The sequence below is a fragment of the Sphingomonas sp. DMC8 genome, from assembly GCF_056314185.1.
Map to the genome: position 1 here is coordinate 21,590 of NZ_JBQUYV010000008.1, position 21,762 is coordinate 43,351.

Here is a 21,762-nt window from a genome sequence, read left to right on the forward strand (position 1 = left end):
CGCCGGCACGCTGGCCGGTGACACCACTTCGCTGCAAGGCTCCATCGCCAACGGCGGCACCGTCGCCTTCGCCCAGGGGAGCGACGGCACCTATGCCGGTACCATGTCCGGCAGCGGCGCACTCGTGAAGAGCGGCACGGGCACCCTCACCCTCGCGGGCCCGAACAGCTACACCGGCGGCACATCGGTCCTCGCCGGCACGCTGGCCGGTGACACCACTTCGCTGCAAGGCTCCATCGCCAACGGCGGCACCGTCGCCTTCGCCCAGGCGAGCGACGGCACCTATGCCGGTACCATGTCCGGCAGCGGCGCACTCGTGAAGAGCGGCACGGGCACTCTCACCCTCTCGGGCCCGAACAGCTATACCGGCGGCACTGCGGTCCTTGCCGGCACGCTCGCGGGCGACACGACGTCGCTGCAGGGCGCCATTGCCAACAGTGGCACCGTCGCCTTCGCACAGGCGAGCAATGGCACCTATGCCGGCACCATGTCCGGCTCCGGTGGATTGGTGAAGAGTGGTGCGGGCACCCTCACCCTCACAGGTCCGAACAGCTATACCGGCGGCACTGCGGTCCTGGCCGGCACGCTCGCGGGCGACACGACTTCGCTTCAGGGCGCCATCGCCAACAACGGCACTGTCGCCTTCGCCCAGGCGAGCAATGGCACCTATGCCGGCGCCATGTCCGGCTCCGGTGGATTGGTGAAGAGTGGTGCGGGCACCCTCACCCTCACCGGTCCGAACAGCTATACCGGCGGCACCACCGTGCTGGAGGGAAGGCTGGTCGGCAACACGAGCAGCCTCACCGGCAATATCGTCAACAACGCCGTGCTGGAATTCGCACAGCCGACCGACGGAACCTTTACCGGCAATCTGAGCGGCACCGGTATCCTCGCAAAGTCTGGCGCGGGCGTACTCACGCTGTCCGGCACCGTGCAGGGACTGACGCTCGACGTATCGGGCGGTCGCGTGGTCGCCACCAACCAGACTTCGATCGGCACCAGCGGCGGCGCGATCCTGCTGCGCAACGCGACGCAGTTCAACGCTGGCAGCGACCTGACGATCAGCCAGTCAGTGCTGTTCGGCGCAGGCGGTGGCGTGCTGGATACCGGCGCGAACACCGTGCGGATGACCGGCGGCAGCAGCGGCAGCACCTGCCTCATCAAACAGGGCAGCGGCACGCTGGTGCTGGCTGCGGCTGCGTCGAACGCGATCGGCGCCTGCGTGCAGCAGGGCGCGATGAGCTTTGACGCCGTGTTTGCCGGCAACGTGTTTGTCGATGCCGGCGGTACGGCGCGGGGCAACGGCGCTGTGCAGGGCAATATGCAAGTCGCCGGCACGCTTGCGCCGGGCAACTCGCCCGGTCAGCTGGTCGTCGCCGGCAGTGTCACTCAGGCCCCCGGCAGCACGCTGGCAAGTGACGTAGACGGCACCACGCCGGGCATCGGCGCGGGTCATTACGACACGCTGGTGCTGACCGGTGCGAACAGCGTCTACACCGCCGCCGGGACGCTCAAGCCGCAGTTGCGCGGCATTACCGGCAATGCCACGAACAGCTTCACCCCCGCCATCGGCCAGATGTTCCAGATCGTCACGGCGGAAGGCGGCGTGGCGGGCAGCTTCGATGCACTGACGCAGCCGGGCCAGGGACTGTCGCCCAATACCCGCTTCGCCGTGCTGTATCGCCCGAACGCGATGCTGCTGACCGTGACGCCGGACAGCTATGCGGCCTATCTGAGCGGAAAGAGCGGCGCGAACGCCGTCCGGGCGGCTACGGCACTGGATGCGGTGCGCCCCGACTCCGGCGCTCGCAGCGCCAGCCGCACCGGCGCGCTGTTCGCCAGCCTGGCGCCGCTTTCGGCGGATCGCATCGGCACGACCTTCCAGCAGCTCGCCGGCGGCATCCACGCCGACGCGATGGAAGCGCAGCTCCAGGCAAACCAGACCGTCCGCGACACGATGGTCGGCCGGGTGCGGACCCGCGGCAGCGACGCTGCAACCGGGCAGCCGCATAACGGCCTGTGGGGCGCGTTCAACGCCCAGCGGATCGATGTCAGCGCCGATGCGACCGGCAACGGCTATCGCTCGACCAGCTATGGCTACACGCTGGGCGTCGATCGGCGCGCGACCCGCAACCTCGTGCTCGGCGTGGCGGCAAGCTACAAGCATGTCGACACCAGTGTCACGGCACTCGGCACTGCCAAGACGAATGCCTACGGGGGCGCGCTCTACGCGGCGTGGAACCAGGCCGGCAGCTATCTGACCGGCGTGATCGACTTCAATGTCGATGCCTACAAGGTCCGCCGCAGCGTCCAGCTCGGCGACACGGCCGAGGCGCTGAAGGGCGGCGGCATGGGCTTTTCCTATGGCGGCGATGTCGAGGCGGGGCACCGGTTCGACCTGGGCAAGCTTGGGGTGACGCCGGTTGCAGGCATCGCCTTCGACCGGGTGGAGCGTGACGGCTTCCAGGAGACCGGCGGCACGCTGAGCGCGCTGCGCTTCGACGGTACGCATCGCCGCGCCTGGACCGGACGCGCCGGTCTTCGCGTCGACAGCACTGTCGCTGCCGGCAACAAGGCAGTCTTGCATCCTTATGTCTCGGCGATGGCCCTGCAGCAGCTCGGCGCAGCACGTACCGTGCTGCAGGCAAATCTGGCGGATGCCCGTTTCGGCACCCGTTCGGTTTCGACCGGCCGCACGCAGCTTCGCAGCGAAGCGGGCCTGACGGCGGACCTGTCGCGCAATGTATCGCTCGACCTGCGCTATCGCTACACCGGCCTCGGCAATGCCGACGCGCATTCGGGCAACGCCACGATCAGCATCCGCTGGTAAGTCGCGTCTTTGCGGAAAGGGGGCGTCGGCACCGCGTGCCGGCGCCCTTTTTATTGCCGCGCGGCTCCCCGTTCCCCGCTCCTGCGTTGAGGCCGGGACCGGACTCAGGAGATGTCGCATCGCTACCTTCATGTTCGCCACCGGCGTCGAGAACAGCGTCCCCACCATCGACAACGGCCGTACCCGCGTCGACGAAATGGAACGCTGCGGCCACTACCAACGCTGGCAGGAAGACTTCGCGCTCGTGGCGGAAATGGGCATCGGCTATCTTCGCTATGGCCCGCCGATCCACACGACATGGCTGTGGCCAGGCAAGCATGACTGGGACTTTGCCGACCAGACCTTCGCGGAGCTCAAGCGCCGCAACCTGATGCCGATCGTCGACCTGTGTCATTTTGGCGTGCCGGACTGGATCGGCAATTTCCAGAACCCCGATTTCCCGGACCTGTTTGCCGATTATGCAGGCAGTTTCGCCCGGCGCTTCCCGTGGGTGCAGCTCTATACGCCGATCAACGAGATGTATATCTGCGCCACCTTCTCGGCGCGCTATGGCTGGTGGAACGAGCAGCTTAGAAGCGACACCGCCTTCGTCACGGCGCTCAAGCACATCGTGAAGGCCAATGTGCTGGCGATGCGCGCCATTCTGCAGGCGCGGCCGGACGCGATCTTCATCCAGAGCGAATCCTCCGAATATTTCCACGCAGAATCTCCGGCGGCCATCGGCCCGGCAGAGTTGATGAACGCCCAGCGTTTCCTCTCGCTCGATCTCAACTATGGCCGCCGCGTCGATTCCGAGATGTACGAATATCTCAGCGACAACGGCATGACGCGCGAGGAATATCACTTCTTCCTCGACAATCACCTGAAGCAGCACTGCATCATGGGGAACGACTATTACATCACCAATGAGCACCGCGTCGCCGCCGACGGATCGACGCGCGCCTCGGGCGAGATATTCGGCTATAGCGAGATCACCCGCCAATATCATGATCGCTACCGGTTGCCGGTGATGCACACCGAGACCAATCTCAGTCAGGGCGCAACCGGGCATGAGGCGGTCGACTGGCTGTGGAAGCAATGGGCGAACGTGCTGCGCGTCCGCAACGACGGGGTGCCGGTGGTGGGCTTCACCTGGTATTCGCTGACCGATCAGGTCGATTGGGACAGCGCGCTGCGCGAGCAGAACGGCACCGTCAACCCGCTGGGCCTATACGATCTCGACCGCAAGATCCGGCCTGTCGGCGAAGCCTATAAGCGGCTGATCAGTCAATGGCGCGACGTGCTGCCGACCCAAAGCCTGTGCCTTACCGTACCGGTGGTGTTGCCGGAAGAAGCCGGCGGCGCGCACGAGCATCTGCAACGTGCCCGGGCCCAGGCAATCATCGACTGCGATCGCTAGCCCATCGCCCTATCGCCAGCCCCCGTCGCGCGCGCGCTTCTCTGCTGCGGCATCGAGCGGGTCGCCCGCCATCATCTCCTGCGCGGCCGCCATCAGCGCAGCGTCGTGCGAGCCCGCCTGGGCATAGGCTGTGGCGGCCCCGGCCTGGCCCGCCCGCGTCTGGCGGAGCGACCATCCCTGGCCGTCGCGGCAGGCGATGCCGTCGGTGCTCGGCGAGGTGAAGACACGGCAATAGGCACCGCTGCGATCGCGGAAGCTTACCGGCACGCGCGTCTCGCCCTGCGCCGAAGCCAGCGTGTCGTTAAGCGCATGGGCGAGCGGGCCGGCGGCATAGAGCTGGCCATGGACGCTGCGGACCATGCCGCCGCGGTCCCAGCCCTGGCCGATCATCAGCCCGACCACCAGCGACGCTGCAATGGCGCCGCTCCATCCCAGCCATTTCGGCGCGGCGGGCCGAGGCCGGACGGGCAGCGCAACCACGTTGCTGGTCAGCATCGACGCCAGCCGATCGGGCACGGGTTCGGCCGCGATCGGCCCGAAATGCGCCCCCAGCATCGATCGCAGCGCGCGATGCTCCTCCAGTTGCGCGGCGAGCGCCGGATCCTCCGCGATCGCGCGCTCGACCCGCTTCGCGTCGATCGCGCCGAGTTCGCCATCGGCATAGGCCATCAGGGTTTCCGGATCGATGCTCATGCCGCTTCTCCCAGTCGCGCCATCAGCGCCTGTCGCCCGCGCACCAGCCGTGAGGTGAGCGTACCCATTGGAATATCCAGAATTTCTGCCGCCTCGCGATAGGCCAGCCCTTCGACCAGCACCAACGCGACGGCCTCGCGCTGCTCGTCGGGCAGAGCGTCCATCGCCGCATCGATGTCGCGGCGCACGGCCCGCGCTTCGGTGCCGCCATCGTCGCCGACCTCGGCCCCCGCCTCTTCGGCAACGAAGGTCTGCGCCGCGCGGGTGCGGCTGCGGGCTACATCTATCCAGGCATTGCGCATGATACGGTACATCCAGCTATCGAGGCGCGTGCCCGGCTGCCATGAGGCACGCGCAAGCAACGCCTTTTCGAGCGCCATCTGGCACAAATCGTCGGCATCCGCCGCATCGCGGGCAAGCGCCCTGGCAAATCGCCGCAGGCGCGGCAGCAATGCGAGCAGATCAGCCTCAAACCCAGCCAAGCCGGCATTCTCCTTCTCGTCCGGATGAAACGGATGGCACCGCACGTTTCATCCCCATGATCCGATTTTCATGCAAGAGTGTTCCGATGCGATTCCGTTCCTGCCTGCCGCTGCTCGTCACGCTCGCCTGGGCTGTCCCCGCCCATGCCCAGTTCGGTCCCGGCTTTCCCGGCGCGTCCGGGCTCCCCGGACCAACCGGCATTCCGGGCCCACAGGAACTTCCCAAGATTCAGGAGCTGCCCGGATTGCCCACGCCCGGCGCGCTGCTGGGGCGCGTGCGGCAGGACGTGGAGACCATAACCAGCGAGGCGGCGCAGCGCCTTGAGGAGGCACGTCAGGCCACGGTGCGACAACTGGTGCGCGACCATCCGCGCGAGATCGCGCTCGACCCGCAGGGCTTCCCTGCGCGCGCGGGCGAAGTGGTGGTAGACGATCCCAGCGACGCGCTGATCAACGCTGCCACTGCAAAAGGCTATCGCATCCTGGAGCGCGGCGATCTTCTGGGCGTCGGCTTCGCGCGTCTGGCGACGCCCGACGGCCGCTCGCTCTCGACCGCGATTCGCGAATTGCGCAACCTTGGCGCAAGAGAAGTGAGCGCAGACCAGCTCCATTCCCCCAGCGGCAAGGTGCCTGCGCATCCCGCACCGCCGGCCGCCGGCAATGGTCCGCTGGTCGGCGTGATCGATGGCGGCGTCGCCGGCGCCGCGCTGCGCGCAGGATTTGCGAGCGGTGCACCCCGCAACAACGACCACGGCACCGCAGTCGCCTCGCTTATTACCGGGGCCGCCGCGGTGCGCGGCGGGCTGCCGGGCGCGCGCATCGCCTCCGCCGATGTCTATGGCAGCGATCCTGCCGGCGGCAGCGCAACCGCCATCGCCAAGGCGATCGGCTGGATGGTGCAGAATCGCGTGGGCGTCGTGACGATCAGCCTGGTCGGCCCGGGCAACCCTTTGCTGGGCAGGGTCGTCGCCGCCGCCCAGGCACGCGGGCTGGTGATCGTCGCAGCGGTCGGCAATGACGGCCCGGCCGCGCCACCCGCCTATCCCGCCTCATATCCCGGTGTCATCGCCGTTACCGGCATCGACGGCCGCGGGCGCCCGCTAATCGAGGCGGGCCGTGCGACGCATCTGGACTATGCAGCACCGGGAGCGGACATGCTGGCCATGGCAGCCAGCGGCACGCCGATGCGGGTGCGCGGTACCTCTTTCGCGGCACCGCTGGCGGCTGCCGTCATCGCACGTTTCTATAGCGTGCCCGACGCAGCCCTGCGGGCACGGGCGCTGAAGCAAACCGACGCCGCTGCGCGCAAGGCAGGCCCGCGTTTCGGGCGCGGCGTGCTGTGCGAAACCTGCCGGACTCCCGCCCCCTGAAAAAATTTTCGAAGCCCGGGATTAAACGCGATCCGGGTTCCGTTCTCCCAGTGTCAGCAGTTTCATTGGGAGAATGAAGATGATCAAGTTCCTCGGCACCAGCGCTTTCCTCGCTCTCGCTCTCGCGGCGACCCCGGCTTCGGCTCAGCTGCTTGGCGGCCATGCCGGTGGCGGCCTGGGCGGCATGCTGGGCGGCACGCTCGGCAGCGGCACCGGCTCCATGGGTGGTTCGGGCATGGGCTCGATGGGCGGCATGCTCGACGGTTCGATGCGCCATCTGCCCCGCGGCGGCGACGAATTCGGCGGCGCGCTGGAAGGCTCCACCCGCAGCGAGCGCAGTGTCGATGTCCGCAAGGGCCGCGTGCACGCCTCCAACGACAGCTCGATCGACGGCACGGTGACCAACACCGCGCGCATCGGCGACCGCGCCACCAGCGGCACCCTCTCCGGCTCGGCCAGCCGCAGCACGAACATGGACGCCCAGTTGATCGGCACCGACGCCGTTCGCGGCGCCACCCGCAGCGCGGTTGGCACCACCCGCGATGCCGCAGCCACCGCTGCGGGCCGGACCCGCGATGCGGCCGGCGCGGCCGTCAGCCGGACCCGCGACGTGGCAGGCTCGACTGTCAGCCGCACCCGTGACGTGGCCGGCACAGCAGTCAGCCGTAGCCGTGACGCAGCAGGCACGGCGGTCGAGCGCACTCAGGCAGTTGCAGGCAATGCGGTCGGCCGCGTTCAGGGCACTGCCAGCAGCGCGGTGAGCCAGGCCCGGAGCGCAGTGCCCAGCCCTGCCGCCCTTTCCGCCACGGCAAACGGCGCAGCGAACGGCGCAGCCAACGCCACCGCCGGCCGTGCCCTGAGCCTGGCCAGCGCCGGTTCGGCCGCCGCGCAGGGCAACATGGCCTTCCCGGTCTCGGCAGGGATGCCCGTTACCGATGCACGCGGCAAGGTGATCGGTACGGTCCAGTCGGTTCGCTCGAACGCCTCGGGTGCCGTCCAGCAGGTGCTGGTCCGCACCAAGAAGGGTACCGCCACCCTGCCGGCCACCAACTTCACCGGCTCGGGCAGCGCCCTGGTCTCGGCGATGGGCAAGGGCGAAGTGAACAACGCCGCTGAATAACCGTCCCACGCGGAAACACGCGCCCCGGCCGTTCGCGGCCGGGGCATTTTTTTGTGACCGGAGCAGGCAAATCTCCGCTCGAAATGGCGGCTGGGGAATAGCCAAAGGGCATGGGCTGCGGCTAATAGCGATCCTATCGGGGCCCCCCCGCCCGTTATTGCGACCAACCCTATGACTGACCAAGATGCCGTGCCGGTTACCGTGGAATCCGCTATTTCGCGGGTGCGGGATGCGCTTGCCATCTGCGATGCGCTTCGCCTGCTCGCGCCGGCCTGCCACCTGCAGCACGGACTGGACCTGCTGGTGGAGCTATCCTCGCCTTCCGATCCCTCCGGCCCCGGACCAAGGGGCTTTCAGCGAAGAACGCCGCCCGGCGAATGACCGCCTTACGCAGCCCCCCTCGGGCAGCCCCGAATCGGACACTTCGCCTGGAGAATTTCTTTGTCGACGACTGCCTCTCTCTCTGAACGGCAAAAGGCGTGCCTCGTCCTGGTGGCGCGCGGCATGTCGTCGAAGGAGATCGCCCAGGAGATCGGCCTCTCCCCCCGGTCGGTGGATACCTATCTGACCGATGCCATGGCGCTGCTGGGCGCTTCCAACCGGCGCGAGGCTGCACGTATTTTCCTGCAATTGGAGGCATCGCAAAATTTACAATCGCAATCGCAGCCCCTTGCCGCCGAGCCCAAACCAGCCACAACCAAGTCGGGGGCCGGGTGGAAGAGGGTTCGGGATTTTCTACTCCCAATTCCCGTCGGCGGAACACTGAATGACCTTAGTGTTATAGAGAAATCTATTTACGCATTCCGTATCGGCGCAACCGGCGTTATTATCCTGCTGGCGATACTTACTACGTTCATAGGTCTTCTCACGGTGCTCTGAACCCGGACCGCGGATCGGCAACAATCGCTCGTCACTTTCGGCGAGCAGGGGGAGACTCACATGCACACGTTCGACAAGGGTTCGGCGATGGTCATTGCCGAGGATATTCGCTCGACGATTGGCGCAGTGGACGACGCGCTCGTAAACGGCGCACGCCTGCTGGGCGCGCTGATTGAAACCGCCCGCGCCTCGCAGCTCAACGCCATCGAGAGCCAGCGCCTCTATGACAGCGCGGCCGCCGGCCTCACCAATGTCGTCAAGGGGCGCAACGATATGGTCGATCTGGTCAAGCGCGTGAACGTGCTCAAGCGCGACAGCAATCTCGAAACGGTCGACATCGGCTGCGACAATCCGCTGAAGCCGACCTTCACTGGCGCCGAGCTGCCGGCCGCCGCGCAGCCCGTCGCGGCGCTCTGATCCGGAACATGGCCAGGCCAAATCGTCTGCAACAGGAAGCGGCCTGGCCATGCTCATCGTAGTGTTTTTCATCGCGCTGGCGGCGCTTTGCTGCGCCATTGCTGCAATCAACGGAGGCTGGGAAGGCCGATGGGCAGCGCTGCTGACGGTTCTGGCGATTGCGATCGGCCGGGTTGCCGGCTCGATCGACATGCTGCTCGCCACCTCGCCGGGGTTCAAACTCTATCTGGACGGCGCCTTGCTGCTGGGTTTTGGCGCGATCATGTTTCGCAGCCGCCGCTGGTGGCCGATCTGGATCTCCGGCTTCCAGATGAACGGCGTGCTTGCGCACATCACTGCACTGGTCGTGCCGCATCACACGCCCGCCATCTATCGCGGGCTCGAAAGTTTCTGGGGCGTGCTGATCGTGGTCACGATGGCGCTGGGTGCAACACTGGATCGCCGCGAGCGGAACCGACCGATGCATCGCCCCGCCCCCTCCAAAACCGAGTGGACACCGCACAGTGACACAAATGCGTGAAATGCACCCCCTGTCGTCGGGGCTTCCCGGCAACTTCCAGGGCGTAAGCCCTCTCAGCCGCTCGCGCCGGCGCCACGAAGATGCTGAGCTTGCCCGCGCCGCGCGCGGCTATCTGCGTCTGCGGCGACTACGCGACACGTTGTTCAGCACGCCGATGTTCGCCGATCCCGCCTGGGACATGTTGCTCGACCTGTTCGCCGCCCATGTCGAAGGCAAGCCGGTGTCGGTATCGAGCGCCTGCATTGCCGCAGCAGTGCCGACCTCAACGGCGCTTCGCTGGGTTTCGCATCTGGAAGAGGAAGGGCTGGTCATCCGGACGACCGATCCGGTGGACCGCCGGCGCGCGCATCTGACGATCACCCCGCCCGCCAGCAGCGCGGTCGCGCATTGGCTGAGCGCACTGATAGAGGAACGCGAAGCCGACTGACGTTCCCGCCAGCGGAACGGTTGCTAGGCGACCTTCCCCAGCATCGTTGCCAGAGCAGCCACGGCAACCGGCTCCTCCAGCGTCGGCGCATGGCCTACACCCGGCACCGTGACCAGCTCCGCGCCCGGCACCCGGGCGCGCATCTTTTCTGCGGTCTCGGCGCTCAATATGTCCGATCGCTCCCCGCGCACGATCAGCAGTGGCCGCCCGGCGAGCGCGTCCATGGTCGGCCACATGTCCGGCCCCGCCTCATTGCCCGGCACGCGCAGCGGATCGGCGATCTTCATGTCGTAATCGAGGACGATGCGGCCCTGGCTGTTCACCCGGTGCAGCCGCTTCGCCATCGCCAGCCAGTCTTCGATGCCATAGTCGGGATAGACATCGCCATTCGCCTCCGCGACACCGCGCGCCGCGTGCATCCAGGTGGGATACCAGACAGGCTTGCCGACATAGGTGCGGATGCGTGCCAGCCCCACCGGCTCGATCACCGGGCCGACATCGTTCAGGACCGTGCCGACCAGCTTGTCGCCGTCCGTCGCCGCCAGCAGCAGCGTCACGATACCGCCCAGCGAGGTTCCCACCGCTACGAACTTGTCGATCTTCAGTTCGGCCAGCAGCGCCTCGACATCCTGAAGATAGACCAGCGGCACATAGGTCATCGTGTCCTTGGCATAGGCGCTGTCGCCCCGCCCGCGGAACTCGATGCATAGCACGCGCCATTCGCCCACCAGCCGCTCCGCGAGCGCGGTATAGTCGCGCGCATTGCGCGTCAGACCGGGAAAACAGATCAGCGGCGGCCGGTCGTTCCGGCCGGGATAATCGCGATAATGCAGCCGCAGGCCGTCTTTCGACCACCAATAGCCGTCGGAATAGTTGCGCTGCTCACCCATCGCGCCCCATATCGCCTTATGGCCTTCGCTCCGCAACAGGCGATCCTCGAACTGGGGGATGGCTTCTACGATCCGGTGACTCCTGCGCACTTCCCGCAGACGATCCTGCGTTTCCGTAACGACCGCGCCGCCGCGAGCGTGGGGCTGAGCCAGCTCGACGATGCGGCGTGGATTGCCCGTTTCGGCCGCTTCGAGCCGCTTTCGGGCAGCCTGCCCCAGCCGCTTGCGCTGCGCTATCACGGCCACCAGTTCCGCGTGTACAATCCCGAAATCGGCGATGGCCGCGGGTTCCTGTTCGCGCAGATGACCGACGACCACGGCCGGCTGATGGATCTGGGCACCAAGGGGTCCGGCCAGACACCCTATAGCCGCTTCGGCGACGGCCGGCTGACGCTGAAAGGTGGCGTGCGCGAGATACTGGCGACCGAAATGCTGGAGGCGCTGGGTGTCGAAACCTCGCGTACCTTCTCGCTGATTGAAACCGGCGAATCGCTCCATCGCGGCGACGAGCCCTCCCCTACCCGCTCGTCGGTGCTGGTACGGCTGAGCCATGGCCATATCCGTATCGGCACCTTCCAGCGGCTGGCCTATGCGAAGGATGAGGACGGGCTGCGGCAACTGACCGCCTATGTGCTGCGCCACTATTATGGCGAGGAAGCCGGGCAGGACGCCTCCGCGCGGCTCGTCACCCATGTCGTCCGCCGCACGGCGCGCATGGCGGCCCGGTTCATGGCGGCGGGTTTTGTCCACGGCGTGCTCAACAGCGACAATATCAACGTCACGGGCGAGAGCTTCGACTATGGCCCGTGGCGCTTCACGCCGATCTGGGCGCCGCATTTTGTCGCCGCCTATTTCGATCAGGGCGGCCTCTATGCCTATGGCCGCCAGGCCGAGGCAATCTATTGGGACGTGATGCAGCTCGCCATCTCGCTGCGACTGATCGAGGAAGAGGCGCCCCTGGTCGAGGCGCTGAACAGCTTCCCGGACATCTATCAGCGCGAGGAAACCAGCGCGATCCTGTGGCGGCTGGGGCTGGTCCCCCGCGGCGAAGCCGAAGACCGGGCGCTGGCGGTGCACCTGCAACGGGTGCTCCACGAAACCGGCACGCCGATAGACCAGTTTTATTTCGATGCGTTCGGCGGCGAACTGCCCGATTCGTACGGCATGCCCTTTGCCGAAGTGCGGGCGCAGATGGCCCCCTATCGTTCGCGCAAAACGCGCGAACACCTTTATTGGCAAGGAGAACCCTGCGCGATGCTCATCGACGAAGTCGAGTCGATCTGGTCGGCCATCGCCGAACACGACGATTGGCAACCGCTATACGAAAAGATCCGCATGGTCCGTGAGATGGGCGAAGCTCTGGCCTAGTCCGGTATTTTGGTGCAAGAGCGCATCCGTCACCCTTCCTCCCCCCAAGTGGTAAAGAAAACAGATCCTGATGTCGGGACAGGAAATTATCTCTACCGAGCCGGCCACCGGCGCAGTGCTGTGGCGCCAGGCCGCCGGCGATGCGGATACCGAAGTGGCGATCGCCCGCAAGAGCTGGGCCGACTGGGCAGCACGCCCGCTCGCCTATCGTATCGAGGCGCTGCGCCGCTTTGCCAATGTCGTGCGGCAACGGGCGGACAAATTCACCGATCTGCTCGCTCGGGAAACCGGCAAGCCGCTGTGGGAAGCGCGGACTGAAGTCGAAACGGTGATCGCCAAGGTCGACGTTTCGGTGACCGCCTATTCCGAACGCACCGGCCAGCGCCGCATCGAAGCGCCGATGAACACGCGGCTGGCGCTGCGGCACAAGCCGCATGGCGTGCTGGCGGTGCTTGGGCCCTATAATTTCCCGGCGCATCTGCCGAACGGCCACATCGTCCCCGCACTGCTGGCGGGTAACGCCGTAGTGTTCAAGCCTTCAGAAAAGACCCCCGCCTCGGGCGCCTTCCTGGTCGATTGCTATCACGCTGCCGGCATTCCCGAAGGCTGCGTGCGACTGCTGGTCGGCGGCCCCAACGAGGGGCGGGCGCTGGCGGGCCATGCCGATATTGACGGGCTGCTGTTCACCGGATCGGCGAATACCGGCATCGCGCTCAACCGCCAGTTCGCCACGCGGCCGGAGAAGATCCTGGCGCTGGAAATGGGCGGCAACAATCCGATCGTGGTGTGGGATACGCCCGATCTCTATTCGGCGGCGGTGCTGGTGGTGCAATCGGCCTTCACCACCGCCGGTCAGCGCTGCACGGCTGCCCGCCGGCTGATCGTCGACGAAAAGCTCTACGATCCGCTGATGAGCGAACTCAACCGGCTGATCGGCCGCCTGATCATCGCCGAGCCGCATGCCGATCCGCAGCCCTTCATGGGTCCGGTGATCGACAACGACACGGCCGACATGCTGACCGAAAGCTTTGTCGCGTTGCTCACCATGGGCGGCCGGCCGATCCGGCACATGGCGCGGCTGATCGAGACGCGCCCGTTCCTGACGCCGGGCGTGATCGACATGACCGAGGCGCGCGAAAAGGTGGACGTCGAACTGTTCGGTCCCGTGCTGCAGGTGTTCCGCAAGTCAAGCTTCGAGGATGCCATCGCCGAGGCGAACGACACGCGCTATGGGCTGTCGGCCAGCCTGATCAGCCAGGATCCGCACCTCTACGACAAGTTCTGGGCGAATATCCGCGCGGGCATCGTCAACTGGAACAAGCCGACCAACGGCGCCAGTTCGTCGGCCCCGTTCGGCGGCATCGGCTGGTCGGGCAATCATCGCCCGAGCGCCTATTATGCTGCGGATTATTGCGCCTATCCGGTCGTGTCTTCGGAGTCGGAACAGGCCCGTGCAGCAATGGGGGTCGGCCTGCGCGACGCATAGCGGCAGGCGAAGCGCGAAAGTTTCGCTAGTCCGGGGGCAAAGCTTACTCTTTTGCCTCGCACGCCGGTACGGCCCATGTGCGGTCCATGGTGTCGCTTCTTGATCCCCTTTCGCGCGGTCGCGTGATCCTTGTCGGCGCAGGCCCTGGCGATCCCGGTCTGCTGACTGTCCGAGCCGTAGAGGCGCTGAAGGCGTGCGACGTGCTGGTGCATGACGGGCTGGTCGATCCGCGCGTGCTCGATCTGGCGCCGCAGGCCCACCGCATCTCCGTCGCCAAGCAGCGGTCGAAGCACACGCTGCCGCAGGAATCGATCAACGCCCTGATCGTCGCGCATGTGAAGACTGGCGCGGTGGTGGTGCGGCTGAAGGGCGGCGACCCGTTCATCTTCGGTCGCGGCGGCGAGGAAGTGGAGGCGGTACGTGCCGCCGGACTGCCGGTGGAAGTGATCCCCGGCGTTTCGGCAGCGCTGGGCGCCGCAGCCGAGGCGATGCTGCCGCTTACCCATCGCGACTGGTCGAGCGCGGTCAGCTTCGTCGCCGGCCAATGCAAGGGGCTGACCGAGCAGAACTGGGCAGGGCTGGCCGGCAAGGGGCGCACGCTGGTCATTTACATGGGCGTGGCAACCGCACCCGCCATCGCCGACAAGCTGATGGCCGACGGTGTCGCCCCGGACATGCCGGTGGCCGTGCTGGAGCGTGCGACGCTGGCGGGGCACCGCGCAATCCGCACGCTGCTCGCCGACCTCGGCCCGATGGTCGAGCGCGAGGCCGTGAAGAGCCCGGCAATCATTGTGGTGGGCGAAGTGGTCCAGCTCGCCGATGCCGAGGACAAGCTGGCGCACTGGGCACGCGCTGCTGAGACATTGCAGGAATTTCAGGCATGAAGGTGTTGACCGGAAACGACCTTGCGACCGGCGATGTGATCTGGTGGACCGGCGAAGGCTGGTCCCGCCACATCGCTGAGGCGGCCGATGTCGGCGACAAGGGCGACGTGCTTGCCGCAGTCGAAGAAGCGGCGCGGCGCGTGAACGGCCCCTATGTCATCGACGCTGCCGCCACGCCCGAAGGCCCCCGCCCCGCCCATATCAAGGACCGCATCCGCGCACTCGGCCCCACGGTGCGCCCGGACCTGACCCTCAAGCCCGCCGACCCGCAGGCCGGAAGCTGGGTGATCTGAACCATGTACAAGTATGACGAATATGACGCCTCGATCGTCGCCGCGCGCGTCGAGGAATTTCGTGACCAGGTCCAGCGCCGCCTCGCCGGGCACCTGACCGAGGACCAGTTCAAGCCGCTGCGGCTGATGAACGGGCTCTACCTGCAGCTGCACGCCTATATGCTGCGCGTGGCAGTGCCCTATGGCACGCTCGACAGCCGGCAGATGCACATGCTGGCGCACATCGCCCGCAAGTACGACCGCGGCTATGGCCATTTCACCACCCGCCAGAACCTCCAGTACAACTGGATCAAGCTGGAGGACGCGCCGGACATCCTCGCCGAGCTGGCGACAGTGGAGATGCACGCCATCCAGACCAGCGGCAACTGCATCCGCAACATCAGCTCGGACCAGTTCGCCGGCGCCGCTGCCGACGAGATCACCGATCCGCGCCCCTGGGCAGAACTGCTGCGCCAGTGGAGCACCTTCCACCCAGAATTCAGCTATTTGCCGCGCAAGTTCAAGATCGCGGTGATCGCCAGCGACACTGATCGCGCGGCGATGCGGCTGCACGACATCGGCATCCAGATCGTGCGGAATGACGCGGGCGAACTCGGCGCGCGCATCTATGCCGGGGGCGGCATGGGCCGTACCCCGATGATCGCGCCGCTGATCAAGGATTTCGTGCCCTTCGCCGATTTCGTCAGCTATCTGGAGGCGTGCCTGCGCGTCTACAATCGCCATGGGCGCCGCGACAATATCTACAAGGCGCGGATCAAGATCCTGATCCATGCGATCGGCGCGGAAGAATATGCGCGTCAGGTGGAAGAAGAATTCCACGCGGTGAAGGCGCTGGGCATCGACCCGCCGCAGGCCGAGTTCGACCGCATCGCCGCGCATTTCGCACCACCGCCGTTCGAGACCGGCCTTGCCGACACCGTGGACCGCAGCGATCCCGATTTCGCCGTCTGGCTCGACCAGAATGTCCATGCGCACCAGGCGCCGGGCTATGCGATCGTCACAATCAGCCTCAAGCCGATCGGCGGCATCCCGGGTGACGCCTCGGCCGACCAGATTGACCGGATGGCCGACCTCGCAGAGCGCTACAGCTTCGACGAGCTGCGCGTCACGCATGCCCAGAACATCGTCCTGCCGCATGTCCGCAAGGCCGACCTGTACACCGTCTGGCAGGCCCTGCGTGAGGCCGGGCTCGCAGAGGCCAATCTCGACCTGATCAGCGACATCATCGCCTGCCCGGGCCTCGATTATTGCAGCCTCGCCAATGCGCGCTCGATCCCGCTCGCGCAGAAGATCAGCCAGCGCTTCGCCAACCCCGCCCGTCAGCGCGATCTGGGCGAGCTGAAGCTCAAAATCTCCGGCTGCATCAACGCCTGTGGCCACCATCATGCCGGCCATATCGGCATCCTCGGCGTCGACCGGAAAGGCACCGAGAACTACCAGTTGCTGCTCGGCGGTTCGGGCGCGGAGGATGTCAGCCTGGCCGACATCACCGGCCCCGGCTTCAGCGAGGACGGCGTAGTCGACGCGATCGAGCGCGCCACGGATGTCTATGTCCGCGAACGGACGCCCGGCGAGCGCTTCGTCGATACCTATCGCCGCATCGGCATGGCCCCGTTCAAGGAGGCGATTTATGGTTGAGTCTATCTCTGCCTTCGCAGCATTCGCTCCCCTCCCGCCTGCGGGAGGGGTCGGGGGAGGGGCTGAACCATCGCAGCGCTTCTTCCACGTCGCTCCCTCCCCTGGCCCCTCCCGCAAGCGGGAGGGGAACTGATGGTTGAATTCCTGCGCTACCGCGACGACGAGGCGCATGACGAGCCCGCCGTCACACTCGACAGCTTTTTCGGCCAGTCGAACGCCACGGCCGTGCGGATCGAGTCCGGCGAGGATGCCCGCGCCCTCCTCCCGCATCTCGACCGCATCGCGCTGATCGAAGTGAGCTTCCCGACGTTCCGCGACGGGCGCGGCTATTCCACCGCCCGTATCCTGCGCGAGGCCGGGTACAAGGGCGAGCTGCGCGCGCAGGGCGATGTGCTGGTCGACCAGATTCCGCTGATGCGCCGCTGCGGCTTCGATAGCTTCGCCCCCAATGCGCCGGTCGATACGGCAACGCTCGCCGCCGCACTCGACCGCTACGACTATCGCTATCAGGCCGCTGCCGATGCCGCCGTGCCGGTTTGGAAGCTGCGCCATGGCTGATGCCGTCCGCAAGATCGACCGGATCGACGTTGCGCCGCGTTTCACCGAAGCCGATGCCATCCGGCTGAACAACCGGTTCCGCGGCACGACGACGCAGGACATGCTGCACGCGCTGCTGACCGAGCAGATGGCCGGCGACGTGGCCATCGTCTCCTCCTTCGGCGCCGAGTCCGCCGCGCTGCTCCACCTCGTCGCCAGCGTCGATCCCGCGGTTCCGGTGCTGTTCCTCGATACCGGCAAGCATTTCCCGGAGACGCTCGCCTATCGCGACGCGCTGGCCGAGCGGCTGGGGCTGACCGACCTGCGCACCCTGCGCCCAGACCCCGAACTGCTCGCCCGGCGCGACGCGACCGAGCTGCGCTGGTCCTACGACCCCGATGGTTGCTGCGACATCCGCAAGGTCCAGCCGCTCGCCGCCGGGCTCGCGGGGTTCGACGCGACGATCACCGGGCGGAAGGCGTTTCAGGCCAGCACCCGCGCCGCGCTGCCTCGCTTCGAGATCGAAGGCGACCGGCTGAAGATCAACCCGCTGGCCGACTGGACCAAGGACGATCTCGACGCCTATTTCGCCGCGCACGCCCTGCCGGCGCACCCGCTGGTGGCGAAGGGCTATCCGTCGATCGGCTGCGCGCCGTGCACCAGCGTGGTCAAACCGGGCGAAGACCCCCGCGCCGGGCGCTGGCGCGGCTGGGACAAGACCGAATGCGGCATCCACAGCCCCACCGACGGCGAATCGGACCTGCCGGTGTTCTGAACCGGCATCAGGCCGGATCGATCACCAGCAGCAGCCGCTGCCCGCCGGCGGCGGCAATGGGCGGTGACCGGTGGAGGATCAGCGGCGTCGGATGGAGCAGGCGCCCCTTGAGGATGCCGACTTCGCCCGGGGCCATGGTCGCGACCGCGTCGGGGCTCGCCACCCGGCACCACTGCGTACCCGGCCCGCAATAGGTGGTGAGCAGGCGCCAGGTCACATAGTCCGCATGGAACTTGCGGCAGGCATCGGTTTCCACCACCTGCAGCCGCATCGACAATCGCGTGTCGCCGGTCACCTCGGCGAAGCGATGCGCCAGCGCCGCCATATCGGCGCCGATCACCGCCGCCGCTTCGGCCGGATAACCCGCCTCGACCAGTGCCTCGACCGGCGAATCCGATTCGCCGCACTCCACATCGGCGACCTCTGCCATCGCCACCCCGGCAAGATCGACCACCGGCGGACGGCACCAGAGCGCAAGCCCCACTTCCGGCCGGCGGATCGCCGCAAGCGTTGCCGCATCCAGCCCCCAGATCGCGGGATCGGGCTCCTCCGCACCGGTCGACAGGGCTTCCGGCGCAAGCTGCGTCGCGATCATGCTGCCACCGGCTCCTCGGCCGGCCCCCAGGCCGGAAACGGATCGCTCAGCCCCAGCCACGCCACAGGATCGAACACTTCGTCGGGCAGCAGGCAGGCATCCAGCGCCGCGCGGATCGCCGCCGCGTCCATGTCGATGCCGATGAAGACCAGTTCCTGGCGCCGGTCGCCCAAGTCCCCGTCCCAATGCTTCAGCACGAATTCCTCGAACCGGCCGTCGGCGGGCCAGTGATGCTTGGGGACAGAGGCCCACCAGCGGCCCAGCCGCGCCGTCATCGTCTGGCGCCCGGCCACCGCCAGTTCACCGACCCAGTCGGGCCGCGTCGCCAGCCAGAAATGGCCCTTGGCGCGGATCACGTCGCGCAATCCGCCTTCGGTCAGGAAGCGGTGGAAGCGCACCGGATGGAACGGCCGCCGGGCGCGATAGACAAAGCTCTCGATGCCATATTCCTCAGTCTCCGGTCGGTGACTGGCATAGCCGTACAACTCCTTGGCCCAGAGCGGATGCCGCGCCGCCGCCGCTTCGTCGAACCGCCCCGTCGCCAGCACGGTGTCGAGCGGCACCTGCGCCCGGTCGGCAACGAGGATCGTGGCATCGGCATTCAGCGAGGCGACCAGCTGCTTCACCCGCGCCAGATGCTCGGCCGCAACGTCGCTCGCCTTGTTGACGATCACCACATCGGCGAACTCGATCTGTTCGACCAGCAGCCCGACCAGGCTGCGATCGTCCCCCTCGCCCGCCGACTCCCCGCGATCGGCCAGAAAATCCTCGCTGGCATAGTCGGCGAGCAAGTTCACCGCATCGACCACCGTCACCATCGTATCCAGCCGCGCGACATCGCCCAGGCTTTGCCCGGCCTCGTCACGGAAGCTGAACGTGGCGGCGACCGGCAGCGGCTCGGCAATGCCGGTGCCTTCGATCACCAGATAGTCGAAACGCCCGGCTTCGGCGAGCGCACGCACTTCCTGCAACAGGTCATCGCGCAGCGTGCAGCAGATGCAGCCATTGGTCATTTCGACCAGCGCCTCTTCGCTGCGCGACAGCGCCGCCTCACCGCCGCGCACCAGATCGGCATCGATATTCACTTCGGACATGTCGTTGACGATCACCGCCACGCGCCGCCCCTCGCGATTGGCGAGGATATGGTTGAGCAGCGTCGTCTTGCCGGCGCCCAGAAAGCCGGAGAGCACCGTAACCGGCAGGCGGCGGTCAACAGGCGCGCGCGCCGAGCGAGTGGAATAGGAAGCCATTGCGATCCCCGGAATTGAATCAGGTATGTTATATCATCCTATTAAAAGAAGCGGCGCCCGTCCAGCCATCCCGTTCCCGCCGCTTTGCGCGCCGGCTACGCCAATGCCGCGCCGACACCACCGGGCTCGCACAGCCCGGTGCGGATCGGCTATGAAGCGTCCCGTCACGCCCCCGCACCCGCCGCAGGAGAATGCCGCATGAGACCGCACCGCGAACAGCATCTCGTATCCCGCATCGGGTGGCTGCGTGCCGCCGTGCTGGGGGCGAATGACGGCATCGTCTCCACCGCCAGCCTGATCCTGGGCGTCGCCGCCTCGGGTGCGGAGCGGCCGGCGCTGCTGGTCGCGGGTGTGGCGGGGCTGGTGGCCGGCGCCATGTCGATGGCGGCGGGCGAATATGTCTCGGTCAGCTCGCAGTCCGACACCGAAAAGTCCGACCTCGCCCGCGAACGGCTGGAACTCGCCACCGCCCCCGAAGCCGAGCTGCGCGAGCTGGCGGCGATCTATGTCGCGCGCGGGGTGGATGCCGAAACCGCGCGGAAGGTCGCCGAACAGATGATGGCGCACGACGCGCTGGAGGCGCATGCCCGCGACGAGCTGCACATCACCGAGATGACGACCGCCCGGCCGGTGGTCGCCGCGCTCACGTCTGCTGCAACCTTCACGGCAGGCGCGGCGCTGCCGCTGCTGCTCGCTGCGCTGCTGCCGATGCGCTGGATGTCGGTGGGCGAAGCGGTGGGATCGATCCTGTTCCTCGCCCTGCTCGGCGCGCTGGGCGCGATCACCGGTGGGGCCAGACCGTGGAAGCCGGTGGTGCGGGTGGTGTTCTGGGGCGCGCTGGCAATGGCGCTGACGGCGGGCATCGGGCGGCTTGTGGGGACTAGTGTTTGAGGTGGACTTTTGAAGCCGAAGCCCATGAAAGAAATCGGCGCTATAACCTTCAACGAGGCATCCCAAACTAACCCGCTTACTACGCCCATACGCAGATTTTGACTGACAGAGCCGTCCACACAGGCTATGTTCTCGATTAGTTCGGAGGAAAACCGTGGCTGACGATCGCAAACGTGGCGGGGAGTGGCTTAAAAACTCCTTTGTGCCGAAAGCGCCCGCTTGGGGTGATAAGATAGGCGGTAGCGTTCAACCCTCGGCTCCCCCCCGAGACCGGTCAAGGCGGCCAGCCTTCGGCACCGCTTCCACCGGACGAAGGTTGACTTTTCCGGCGCGGCAAGCGGCGTATCTGAACCTGCCGGACTTCACCGGCAGGTAAATACGTCGCCATAAAGCCGTGATCCTGATCAATCGTATGGTTTAGAGCTCGCTCGCCTTTCTCGTCAGAGATATGCGTTAGATATAATACAATATCCCCGTTTGTACCTAGAACGCAGGGACCCATGGGCAATGCACCGAAAGGGCGTGTATCCATACAACGCAATCGGCGGCCATCTTTAGTCGTAACGATGATCTGAGTAACGTAATGATCTTGGTCGCTGCTCATTCGCAACCAAGCGCTTGGCGTATCATCGGACCAAGTGAGATCAATTTTACGAAGAAGCTTCGGCCAAAGAGGCATGCCCCAGCGACGCCAAGCGACACCTACACCGATAGTTGCAAAAAAGGCGACGGGGATAACAGCAATAGGTGGTTTTCCAGCAAGCCCTAATAATAGTGCTGTCGCAACCAATCCAAAGGCTATCGCACGGAAGGTTGTGTCAATTCCCTGATGATGGCTCCGAACCCCCGTGTAGGCCACCAGATATGCCGTGTACCCGCTCGCAAGCGCAACTTGTAACTGCCAAGCCGCGAGCAGCCATTTCGTGTCCAACATGCCTTCCATGGCGGAGAGCTTAACACCAAGCTAGCCACGTCACCCAGCCGAATTTCAAGACCATGTTCATTTCTCTTAAGCCTC

The 21,762-nt window shown here is 66.3% G+C and carries 23 protein-coding genes; 17 read left to right on the forward strand and 6 right to left on the reverse strand.

Annotated features, from left to right (window positions below; all coding sequences use genetic code 11):
* The coding region (locus ACT53K_RS16035) for an autotransporter outer membrane beta-barrel domain-containing protein (protein ID WP_476229719.1) at positions 1–2,830 on the forward strand (2,830 nt) is incomplete at its 5' end.
* A 130-nt stretch (positions 2,831–2,960) separates the two neighbouring features.
* Entirely contained in the window at positions 2,961–4,229 is a 1,269-nt protein-coding gene (locus ACT53K_RS16040) for a family 1 glycosylhydrolase (protein ID WP_476229720.1), read from the forward strand.
* 9 nt (positions 4,230–4,238) lie between these two features.
* Here the strand turns inward: ACT53K_RS16040 and ACT53K_RS16045 are convergent, their stop codons facing one another.
* Both ACT53K_RS16045 and ACT53K_RS16050 read right to left on the reverse strand, forming a co-directional pair.
* Positions 4,239–4,922, reverse strand: a complete 684-nt coding sequence (locus ACT53K_RS16045; RefSeq protein WP_476229721.1) for an anti-sigma factor family protein — start codon at positions 4,920–4,922, stop codon at positions 4,239–4,241.
* The gene (locus ACT53K_RS16050; RefSeq protein ID WP_476229722.1) at positions 4,919–5,404 is read right to left on the reverse strand and encodes an RNA polymerase sigma factor; all 486 of its coding nucleotides are present in this window, start codon (positions 5,402–5,404) and stop codon (positions 4,919–4,921) included. The genes ACT53K_RS16045 and ACT53K_RS16050 overlap by 4 nt, the downstream gene beginning before the upstream one ends.
* Positions 5,405–5,490: 86 nt before the next feature.
* Here ACT53K_RS16050 and ACT53K_RS16055 point away from each other — a divergent pair, with 86 nt between their 5' ends.
* The 7 genes from ACT53K_RS16055 to ACT53K_RS16085 all read left to right on the forward strand — a co-directional run bounded on the left by ACT53K_RS16055 (position 5,491) and on the right by ACT53K_RS16085 (position 10,137).
* Entirely contained in the window at positions 5,491–6,774 is a 1,284-nt protein-coding gene (locus ACT53K_RS16055; RefSeq protein WP_476229723.1) for a S8 family serine peptidase, read from the forward strand.
* Between the two features lie 79 nt (positions 6,775–6,853).
* Positions 6,854–7,894: a hypothetical protein gene (locus ACT53K_RS16060; protein ID WP_476229724.1), complete on the forward strand. Its 1,041-nt coding sequence runs from the start codon at positions 6,854–6,856 to the stop codon at positions 7,892–7,894.
* Between the two features lie 171 nt (positions 7,895–8,065).
* Positions 8,066–8,275: a hypothetical protein gene (locus tag ACT53K_RS16065; RefSeq protein WP_476229725.1), complete on the forward strand. Its 210-nt coding sequence runs from the start codon at positions 8,066–8,068 to the stop codon at positions 8,273–8,275.
* A 60-nt stretch (positions 8,276–8,335) separates the two neighbouring features.
* The gene (locus ACT53K_RS16070; protein WP_476229726.1) at positions 8,336–8,773 is read left to right on the forward strand and encodes a helix-turn-helix domain-containing protein; all 438 of its coding nucleotides are present in this window, start codon (positions 8,336–8,338) and stop codon (positions 8,771–8,773) included.
* A 60-nt stretch (positions 8,774–8,833) separates the two neighbouring features.
* Positions 8,834–9,190, forward strand: coding sequence for a hypothetical protein (locus ACT53K_RS16075; RefSeq protein WP_476229727.1), 357 nt, complete (start codon positions 8,834–8,836; stop codon positions 9,188–9,190).
* Positions 9,191–9,239: 49 nt separating this feature from the next.
* Positions 9,240–9,710 (forward strand): hypothetical protein, encoded by a 471-nt coding sequence (locus tag ACT53K_RS16080; protein ID WP_476229728.1) that lies wholly within the window; start codon positions 9,240–9,242, stop codon positions 9,708–9,710.
* Positions 9,703–10,137: a hypothetical protein gene (locus ACT53K_RS16085; protein ID WP_476229729.1), complete on the forward strand. Its 435-nt coding sequence runs from the start codon at positions 9,703–9,705 to the stop codon at positions 10,135–10,137. Before ACT53K_RS16080 ends, ACT53K_RS16085 begins: the two co-directional genes overlap by 8 nt.
* Before the next feature lie 23 nt (positions 10,138–10,160).
* Here ACT53K_RS16085 and ACT53K_RS16090 read toward each other — a convergent pair whose 3' ends face one another.
* A complete protein-coding gene (locus ACT53K_RS16090) occupies positions 10,161–11,027 on the reverse strand; it encodes an alpha/beta fold hydrolase (protein WP_476229866.1) in 867 nt (288 codons plus the stop codon).
* Between the two features lie 18 nt (positions 11,028–11,045).
* On the opposite strand from ACT53K_RS16090, the gene ACT53K_RS16095 reads away from it, so the two are divergent.
* From ACT53K_RS16095 to ACT53K_RS16125, 7 genes are all read left to right on the forward strand, one after another.
* Positions 11,046–12,395 (forward strand): protein adenylyltransferase SelO family protein, encoded by a 1,350-nt coding sequence (locus ACT53K_RS16095; RefSeq protein WP_476229730.1) that lies wholly within the window; start codon positions 11,046–11,048, stop codon positions 12,393–12,395.
* A gap of 70 nt (positions 12,396–12,465) precedes the next feature.
* Positions 12,466–13,881: a succinylglutamate-semialdehyde dehydrogenase gene (astD, locus tag ACT53K_RS16100; protein ID WP_476229731.1), complete on the forward strand. Its 1,416-nt coding sequence runs from the start codon at positions 12,466–12,468 to the stop codon at positions 13,879–13,881.
* An 86-nt stretch (positions 13,882–13,967) separates the two neighbouring features.
* Entirely contained in the window at positions 13,968–14,765 is a 798-nt protein-coding gene (gene cobA, locus ACT53K_RS16105; protein ID WP_476229732.1) for a uroporphyrinogen-III C-methyltransferase, read from the forward strand.
* A complete protein-coding gene (locus ACT53K_RS16110; RefSeq protein WP_476229733.1) occupies positions 14,762–15,058 on the forward strand; it encodes a DUF2849 domain-containing protein in 297 nt (98 codons plus the stop codon). Before cobA ends, ACT53K_RS16110 begins: the two co-directional genes overlap by 4 nt.
* A gap of 3 nt (positions 15,059–15,061) precedes the next feature.
* On the forward strand, positions 15,062–16,696 hold the full coding sequence (locus tag ACT53K_RS16115) for a nitrite/sulfite reductase (RefSeq protein WP_476229734.1): 1,635 nt from the start codon (positions 15,062–15,064) through the stop codon (positions 16,694–16,696).
* A 132-nt stretch (positions 16,697–16,828) separates the two neighbouring features.
* Positions 16,829–17,254: a DUF934 domain-containing protein gene (locus tag ACT53K_RS16120; RefSeq protein WP_476229735.1), complete on the forward strand. Its 426-nt coding sequence runs from the start codon at positions 16,829–16,831 to the stop codon at positions 17,252–17,254.
* Positions 17,247–18,008 (forward strand): phosphoadenylyl-sulfate reductase, encoded by a 762-nt coding sequence (locus ACT53K_RS16125; protein WP_476229736.1) that lies wholly within the window; start codon positions 17,247–17,249, stop codon positions 18,006–18,008. The genes ACT53K_RS16120 and ACT53K_RS16125 overlap by 8 nt, the downstream gene beginning before the upstream one ends.
* Before the next feature lie 7 nt (positions 18,009–18,015).
* On the opposite strand, the gene ACT53K_RS16130 is transcribed toward ACT53K_RS16125, so the two are convergent.
* Positions 18,016–18,603 (reverse strand): DUF1826 domain-containing protein, encoded by a 588-nt coding sequence (locus ACT53K_RS16130; protein ID WP_476229737.1) that lies wholly within the window; start codon positions 18,601–18,603, stop codon positions 18,016–18,018.
* Complete coding sequence (locus ACT53K_RS16135) at positions 18,600–19,853, reverse strand: GTP-binding protein (protein WP_476229738.1); 1,254 nt, start codon at positions 19,851–19,853, stop codon at positions 18,600–18,602. Before ACT53K_RS16135 ends, ACT53K_RS16130 begins: the two co-directional genes overlap by 4 nt.
* A gap of 198 nt (positions 19,854–20,051) precedes the next feature.
* Here ACT53K_RS16135 and ACT53K_RS16140 point away from each other — a divergent pair, with 198 nt between their 5' ends.
* A complete protein-coding gene (locus ACT53K_RS16140; RefSeq protein WP_476229739.1) occupies positions 20,052–20,744 on the forward strand; it encodes a VIT1/CCC1 transporter family protein in 693 nt (230 codons plus the stop codon).
* 274 nt (positions 20,745–21,018) lie between these two features.
* On the opposite strand, the gene ACT53K_RS16145 is transcribed toward ACT53K_RS16140, so the two are convergent.
* Positions 21,019–21,687: a hypothetical protein gene (locus ACT53K_RS16145; RefSeq protein ID WP_476229740.1), complete on the reverse strand. Its 669-nt coding sequence runs from the start codon at positions 21,685–21,687 to the stop codon at positions 21,019–21,021.
* Positions 21,688–21,762: the final 75 nt, after the last annotated feature.

Excerpts from the sequence above, each read along its gene's own strand:
- ACT53K_RS16040 (WP_476229720.1), top strand. The coding sequence starts at position 2,961 with ATGTTCGCCACCGGCGTCGAGAACAGCGTCCCCACCATCGACAACGGC.
- ACT53K_RS16045 (WP_476229721.1), bottom strand. The coding sequence starts at position 4,922 with ATGAGCATCGATCCGGAAACCCTGATGGCCTATGCCGATGGCGAACTC.
- ACT53K_RS16055 (WP_476229723.1), top strand. The coding sequence starts at position 5,491 with ATGCGATTCCGTTCCTGCCTGCCGCTGCTCGTCACGCTCGCCTGGGCT.
- ACT53K_RS16060 (WP_476229724.1), top strand. The coding sequence starts at position 6,854 with ATGATCAAGTTCCTCGGCACCAGCGCTTTCCTCGCTCTCGCTCTCGCG.
- ACT53K_RS16065 (WP_476229725.1), top strand. The coding sequence starts at position 8,066 with ATGACTGACCAAGATGCCGTGCCGGTTACCGTGGAATCCGCTATTTCG.
- ACT53K_RS16075 (WP_476229727.1), top strand. The coding sequence starts at position 8,834 with ATGCACACGTTCGACAAGGGTTCGGCGATGGTCATTGCCGAGGATATT.
- ACT53K_RS16080 (WP_476229728.1), top strand. The coding sequence starts at position 9,240 with ATGCTCATCGTAGTGTTTTTCATCGCGCTGGCGGCGCTTTGCTGCGCC.
- ACT53K_RS16085 (WP_476229729.1), top strand. The coding sequence starts at position 9,703 with ATGCGTGAAATGCACCCCCTGTCGTCGGGGCTTCCCGGCAACTTCCAG.
- ACT53K_RS16090 (WP_476229866.1), bottom strand. The coding sequence starts at position 11,027 with ATGGGTGAGCAGCGCAACTATTCCGACGGCTATTGGTGGTCGAAAGAC.
- ACT53K_RS16095 (WP_476229730.1), top strand. The coding sequence starts at position 11,046 with ATGGCCTTCGCTCCGCAACAGGCGATCCTCGAACTGGGGGATGGCTTC.
- astD (WP_476229731.1), top strand. The coding sequence starts at position 12,466 with ATGTCGGGACAGGAAATTATCTCTACCGAGCCGGCCACCGGCGCAGTG.
- cobA (WP_476229732.1), top strand. The coding sequence starts at position 13,968 with ATGGTGTCGCTTCTTGATCCCCTTTCGCGCGGTCGCGTGATCCTTGTC.
- ACT53K_RS16110 (WP_476229733.1), top strand. The coding sequence starts at position 14,762 with ATGAAGGTGTTGACCGGAAACGACCTTGCGACCGGCGATGTGATCTGG.
- ACT53K_RS16115 (WP_476229734.1), top strand. The coding sequence starts at position 15,062 with ATGTACAAGTATGACGAATATGACGCCTCGATCGTCGCCGCGCGCGTC.
- ACT53K_RS16120 (WP_476229735.1), top strand. The coding sequence starts at position 16,829 with ATGGTTGAATTCCTGCGCTACCGCGACGACGAGGCGCATGACGAGCCC.
- ACT53K_RS16125 (WP_476229736.1), top strand. The coding sequence starts at position 17,247 with ATGGCTGATGCCGTCCGCAAGATCGACCGGATCGACGTTGCGCCGCGT.
- ACT53K_RS16130 (WP_476229737.1), bottom strand. The coding sequence starts at position 18,603 with ATGATCGCGACGCAGCTTGCGCCGGAAGCCCTGTCGACCGGTGCGGAG.
- ACT53K_RS16135 (WP_476229738.1), bottom strand. The coding sequence starts at position 19,853 with ATGGCTTCCTATTCCACTCGCTCGGCGCGCGCGCCTGTTGACCGCCGC.
- ACT53K_RS16140 (WP_476229739.1), top strand. The coding sequence starts at position 20,052 with ATGAGACCGCACCGCGAACAGCATCTCGTATCCCGCATCGGGTGGCTG.
- ACT53K_RS16145 (WP_476229740.1), bottom strand. The coding sequence starts at position 21,687 with ATGGAAGGCATGTTGGACACGAAATGGCTGCTCGCGGCTTGGCAGTTA.